This window comes from Chryseobacterium sp. CG10_8 (assembly GCF_058117085.1).
In genome coordinates, this window is sequence record NZ_JBYVEB010000142.1 from 1 (window position 1) to 5,919 (window position 5,919).

The 5,919-nt window shown below is 32.8% G+C and carries 6 protein-coding genes; 5 read left to right on the forward strand and 1 reads right to left on the reverse strand.

Annotation, left to right across the window (positions count from 1 at the left end; translation table 11 throughout):
- A partial coding sequence (locus AC4AGG_RS15000; protein WP_489772830.1) for a hypothetical protein occupies positions 1–214 on the forward strand: 214 nt, incomplete at its 5' end.
- Positions 215–682: 468 nt separating this feature from the next.
- Here AC4AGG_RS15000 and AC4AGG_RS15005 read toward each other — a convergent pair.
- Positions 683–1,048: a helix-turn-helix domain-containing protein gene (locus AC4AGG_RS15005; RefSeq protein ID WP_489772831.1), complete on the reverse strand. Its 366-nt coding sequence runs from the start codon at positions 1,046–1,048 to the stop codon at positions 683–685.
- A gap of 132 nt (positions 1,049–1,180) precedes the next feature.
- Between AC4AGG_RS15005 and AC4AGG_RS15010 the strand changes: the two genes are divergently transcribed.
- The 4 genes from AC4AGG_RS15010 (at position 1,181) to AC4AGG_RS15025 (ending at position 5,890) form a co-directional block, all read left to right on the forward strand.
- A complete protein-coding gene (locus tag AC4AGG_RS15010) occupies positions 1,181–3,565 on the forward strand; it encodes a CHC2 zinc finger domain-containing protein (protein WP_489772832.1) in 2,385 nt (794 codons plus the stop codon).
- A 67-nt stretch (positions 3,566–3,632) separates the two neighbouring features.
- The gene (locus AC4AGG_RS15015; protein ID WP_489772833.1) at positions 3,633–4,463 is read left to right on the forward strand and encodes a tyrosine-type recombinase/integrase; all 831 of its coding nucleotides are present in this window, start codon (positions 3,633–3,635) and stop codon (positions 4,461–4,463) included.
- Complete coding sequence (locus tag AC4AGG_RS15020; RefSeq protein WP_489772834.1) at positions 4,435–5,292, forward strand: tyrosine-type recombinase/integrase; 858 nt, start codon at positions 4,435–4,437, stop codon at positions 5,290–5,292. Before AC4AGG_RS15015 ends, AC4AGG_RS15020 begins: the two co-directional genes overlap by 29 nt.
- Before the next feature lie 229 nt (positions 5,293–5,521).
- Positions 5,522–5,890 carry a hypothetical protein gene (locus tag AC4AGG_RS15025; protein WP_489772835.1) on the forward strand — a complete coding sequence of 123 codons (369 nt, stop codon included), beginning with the start codon at positions 5,522–5,524 and terminating at the stop codon, positions 5,888–5,890.
- The last annotated feature ends 29 nt before the right edge of the window (positions 5,891–5,919 follow it).

Consider the following 5,919-nt stretch of genomic DNA (forward strand, 5'->3'; position numbering starts at 1 on the left):
GCTTTGGTTAATAAAAAAGCCACCTAAAATTAGGTGGCTTTGTTGGTTCATTGTGAGTCTTTATCGTTTTGATGATATTCGAACTCACCGAACAGACTGTTTTTCATTCGCAAAAAGATATTCTTTTCGCTTTTCAACAATCGAGGCAGGATTAACAAAGAAAATCCCACAAGCAGTATTCCTACCGCCAATAAAACATAAAATGTTTCCATAATAAAAGGTTTAAAAAAATTAAATTTTACTTCTATATCTACATATTCCATATCTGTGTTTTTTTTATATTCTATATATCCATTATTTTTATCTTTTATAAGTTGAAAAGCCTCATTCAATCGTATATTGAAGTTTTTGTTTTTCAACTGAAACAAAGAAAACCAAAGCGTTTTTCTTACCAAAGGACACTTTTTTGCAATATTCCTAATAGCCTACAAATAAAAGTGTGACGCATCTTTCCATCCCATTTCAGCAAATATATATGGGTGTTAAGACGAAAAGATTTTTGCTTAAGTAGACTGTTTTCTTGTAAGGGTATTGAGACGCAAAAACGGCAAGACACAAAATATCTATAAGCAAAACCAAAGGTTTTTGCCATAAGGACGACGAGCCACGTAAAAAGGCGGATTAATTTTAGGACATAAAAAAACCGCCTGAATTAGGCGGTTGATAAAAATATTATATCGGATTATTTTACATCTTGCAATACATTAGAGAGTGCATCTTTTAATTTACGTTTCCCGATAAAAGCATCGAGCATGGTGTAGATGGTTTGTTTTTCATCATCGGAAAGACTTTCCATAAGAGCGACTTTTTCCATTAGCGATTTATCGAGAGAATTAATTTCTTTAAGTTCATCGGTAGAAGCAAAAAGTTCAGAAAGTGTTACGCCCAAAGCTTTAGCAATGCGTTCCAAAGTATTTACAGACGGATCTGTTTTACCGTTTTCGATACGGCTGTATTGCGCTGTATCTAAGCCCGCATTTATCGTTACTTCCTTTTGGGAAAGGTTTTTGGCAACCCTTATTCTTTTGATATTCTCTCCAATGTTCATATAATGGACTTTTATTACAACAAATTTAGCAAATAAGACTATAAAACAAAACCGAATAAAAATATAATTGTATAATAATACAATTTAATATATCTTTGTTGTATTGTAAAAAAAGTCAAAAACTTTTCTACTATGGAAATCCAAGAAATAAAATCCCAACTCACGATTGCAAACGTCCTGCATTACTACGGTCTGAAACCTGATAAAAATGCTAAAATGTGTTGTCCGTTCCATGAGGATAAAACGCCAAGTATGCAGATTTACTATAAAACACAAACAGCTTATTGTTTTTCTTCCAATTGTAAAACCCACGGAAAAAGTATGGACGTGATAGATTTTATTATGCACAAAGAAAATACAACCAAACACGAAGCCATTAAAAAAGCTGAAGAAATTTTAAATCCAAGTTCGGGAAATCGTGAAATCAGCAGAGAGCAATTTTTGAATAATATGTTCCAATACTTTAGAAATGCCATCAGCAACAGCAAACCAGCAAAGGATTATTTAGAAAAAAGAAATTTAGACAACTCGATTTTGGAAATTGGTTATAATAGTGGTCAATTCCATCATGGGGAACGCAAAACGGAGGAACTTTTGAAACAGGCTTTAGAAGTCGGATTATTACAAGACAAAGGATTGATTAACACAAGAACAGGCGAAAAAGGATTTAGTCCTTTTGCGAAATGGTGTATTTGTTTTGCGCTAAGAAACAAGAAGAATGAAGTTACAGGATTGTATTTTAGAAGTATTTTGGAGAGCGAAAATAACAAATCGGGAGCGGGAACTTCCCGCCATTATTATCTGAAGGAGAGAAAAGGAATTTACCCAGGTTATCCAAGCAAAGAAACCACGAAACTAATTTTGACGGAAGCGATTATAGATTGTGCAAGTTTACTTCAGATCAAAGAAATAAGAGACAATTACAGCCTTATAAGTTGTTTTGGAACGAATGGATTGAACGAGGAGATTTTAAAAGCTATAAAGGAACTCAAAGATTTAGAGGAAATTATTTTTTGTTTTGACCAGGATAAAGCAGGAAAAGAAGCAGTTTTAAAATGTGGTAATGTGATAATGCGAGAATGTGGTAATGTAAAAATTACAAGCGTAGAATTGCCAAATAAAGACATCAACGAAACGCTACAATTACACGATGAAGAAATATTTGTAAAGCTTTTAGAAGAACGGAAACTTATTTTTTCAAATGAAAACAATAAACAAGGTTCGACTCCAATAAGGACTGCAAACAATGTAGAATTTATCGGCAATCAGAAGGAAGCACCTATAGAATTTGTCCGAAATTTGTCCGCAACTGATTTTCTACAACAAAAAGACTTACTAAAATCTTTAAATCAGTTGATAGAAAAAGCAGGAATTATCGGCGAAGAAAACTCACGGCTTCTACTCTTTTTAATTACAATCAGTTACTTAAATAAAAGTCCATTGCACGGAATTGTACAAGGTTCTAGCGGAAGCGGAAAAACGCATATTATCTCAAGAATTGCGGACTTAATGCCACAAGAAGACGTTTTGAGATTTACACGAATTACAGAGAGCAGTTTATACAATTGGGGCGAGTTTGACCTGTTCCAAAAAATAATCATTATCGAAGATTTGGACGGATTAAAGGAAGATGCGTTGTATGCACTTCGTGAATTTATATCCAATCAAGTTTTGAGAAGTTCGGTAACGATAAAAGACAAAAAAGGAAATAATAAATCCAGTCATAAAATCGTGAAAGGACAGTTCTCCAGTTTAAGTGCAACGACCAAAGGCGAAACGTACGAGGACAATATGAACCGAAGTTTTATCATTGCCATTAATGAAAGTGAAGAACAAACTGAAAAGATAATCAGTTATCAGAACCGCAGAAATGCAGGAGAAGTTGATAAAAGCGAGGAACAAAAAGCCATCAGTTTTATACAAAAATTAGTAAAAAATTTAAAGCATTACGAAGTAATCAACCCTTTTGCAACACAAATACAGCTTCCAAATAATGTGAAAAATAAAAGGCGTTTAAATGAAATGTTCCAAGCGATTATTAAGCAAGTAACCTTTATTAATCAGTATAACCGACAACTAACAACTGACAACCAACAACTAATTACCGAAATTGAAGATATTGAGAACGCTGTAGAAATATTATTTGAAAGTATCATTTTGAAAATCGACGAACTCGATGGAAGTCTAAGACAGTTTTTTGAAAAACTAAAGAAAGTCTTTAAAGAGAATAGTTTTACAAGATTTGAATCGATGGAAGTTACAGGATTTAAAAAGACACAATTACAATTTTATCTGAATGAATTGGTACGATTGGAATATTTAAAACAAATCGGTTTTGCCAATAAAGGATTTAAGTATAAAATCTCTTACAGTGATAATATTCAGAAAGTTAGAAAAGATTTAAAAGAAGTTTTTACGAAACAATTGGAACAATTAAAAGCGAACGCTACCGAACACAAACGAACGCCAAACGGAAGCAAAACGAACGCTAAAATATTGACAAAGTCCTATGAATAAAGGAAAGTTGGTTAGCGTTCGGAAAAACAGAAAATATTGAGTAAGCAAAACCATCATACTTATAAAAATGAGTGACGAAAATATTTATTTATTCAGAAAAGAATTACAGAATTTAGGATATTGCGAAAACGCTGTAAACTCCTATCCAAAGCAAATAAGAACATTTTTAGAGTTCACTAAAAAAGAGAATACAAAAATAAAATCCGAAGATATTTTAAACTATTACAGCCATATAAAAACGGTAAAAGGAAAGAGAACAAAAAAGCCATTCAGTGAAAATTATATTGCAGGAATCTTATTATCTATTAGACTTTACTTTGATTATTTACAAAGAAACGGAACCATAAAAATAAGTCCTTACCAACTGAAAATAAAGCAACCAAAATCAGAAGAAAGAAAAATATTTACACAGGAAGAAATCAGAAAACTATACAACAAAAGCACATCATTACAGACGATAATATTACACTTGTGCTATGCGTGCGGACTGAGAAGAAATGAAGCAGGAGAACTGAAAATAAGCGATATAGATTTAGAGAATAATTTGCTCTACATCAAGAAAGGAAAAGGTAAAAAACGAAGGGTTATTCCATTTACAAAACAAGTCAAAAAAGACATTAAGAGATTTTTAGATACAAGAACCGAGACACAAGACGAAAGAGTTTTAAAAATTACTCCTCAAAAAATCTACGAAGAATTTAAAAAACTGTTGAAAAAAACAGGGTTAGAAAATCAAGGATTTACGCTTCATTGTTTAAGACATACCATTGCAACGCAGTTATTAGAACAAGGAATGGAACTTGAAAAAGTAAGAGATTTTCTCGGACACGAATATTTAGGAACAACACAGATTTATACAAGAGTGAGTTATGGAACTGGAAAATTATCTGCAAACTGAATTATCTAAACAAACGATAAAAAGCTATCTCTATGAAATAGAAAAGTTTAAAAAGCATTATAAAAATCCGGAGAAATTAAGTTATCAAAACTTGATGGAATATGTAGAATTACTGAGAAAAAATTATAATCCTCAAAGCATCAGAAGAACCATTTATGCAATCAAAAAATACTACGATTATTTAGTGGAAACAGGAAAAATAAAATACAATATTGCAAAAAATATTAAGATTAGAGACGGTAAAGAAAATCCAATCCAATTACAGGAATTACTCACAGAAAAAGAACTTTTAAAACTGTTAGAACCAAGAAAAGAAAGATATCCGTTTTTAGAAAAAAGAAATCAAATTATCATAAGTTTACTTGTGAATCAAGCCTTATTAGTCAGCGATATAGAATGTTTGAAAATAGAAGATATTAATCTGAAGGAAGCCAAAATAAAAATCCAAAAAGCAGGCAAAACCAACGAAAGAATTTTAGATTTAAAAGCAGAACAAATCCTTTTATTCTACGAATATTTGCAAGAAGATAGAGAGCAATTAAAAAAAGAAAAAACTTCTTTTTTTCTATTGAATAAGTTAGGAAGTAAAATTACTGCGGACGATATCAATTATCTCGTATCAACGTATCAGAAGGACTTTACAAAAAAATTGACTTCCATAACCATTAGACAAAGCGTTATAAAATTAAAATTAGACCAAGGTGAAAACTTAAGGAAAGTTCAATATTTTGCAGGACACAAACACGCAGACACAACGGAAAAATACAGAGAAACAGGAATCGAAGCTCTGCAAACCGCAATCAATCAGTTCCATCCGCTTGCATTTTAAGTAGTTTTCCCACCTTCCAAATAAAAAAGACATTTTCTCCGACGCTTTCCCAAAACTTTTCCAACGCTTTAATGCCACAGCAAATTACATAATCAAAGTTATACGCAATTGCCAACGCAAAAACGTTGTTCTCCACTCCGCTAAAGCTTCGCTCCGCACAAACCAGCACCATCTTTGCCTATAACTTGGGATTATGTAAAATGCTTTCCTTGCAACGTGCAAAGCACTTTTGCGCCACACTTTAGCCATCAACTTTTCCCGAATCTTTCCAGGTCCGAAAAAAGACTTTTTCTCCACTTCTCCCACCCTGAATAAGGAAAAATGCGCCAACGCTTTTTGCCAACGCGCAATGTGGATTTGTGGAAAAATCCGAGCTGAAATCCAACCGCAGTTTTTCCCACAAGTCCACATTTACAACAACAGCGACAACAACAGAAAATATTTACAACATTTTGAAAAACTGAAACTTATTTTTTCAATTGCAAGAAAAAAACTGCGGAAATCTGCGAAATCTGTGGGAGAATTTTTTATCTTTGATAAAGCGAGCAAGAGCAGACGTTCACAGTGTAAAGCCTCGCGTGAAAAAAACCTTGAGTAGGAAGCTTTGGAAAAAGTGAGCGGGGATGT

Excerpts from the sequence above, each read along its gene's own strand:
- AC4AGG_RS15015 (WP_489772833.1), top strand. The coding sequence starts at position 3,633 with ATGAGTGACGAAAATATTTATTTATTCAGAAAAGAATTACAGAATTTA.
- AC4AGG_RS15005 (WP_489772831.1), bottom strand. The coding sequence starts at position 1,048 with ATGAACATTGGAGAGAATATCAAAAGAATAAGGGTTGCCAAAAACCTT.
- AC4AGG_RS15010 (WP_489772832.1), top strand. The coding sequence starts at position 1,181 with ATGGAAATCCAAGAAATAAAATCCCAACTCACGATTGCAAACGTCCTG.
- AC4AGG_RS15020 (WP_489772834.1), top strand. The coding sequence starts at position 4,435 with ATGGAACTGGAAAATTATCTGCAAACTGAATTATCTAAACAAACGATA.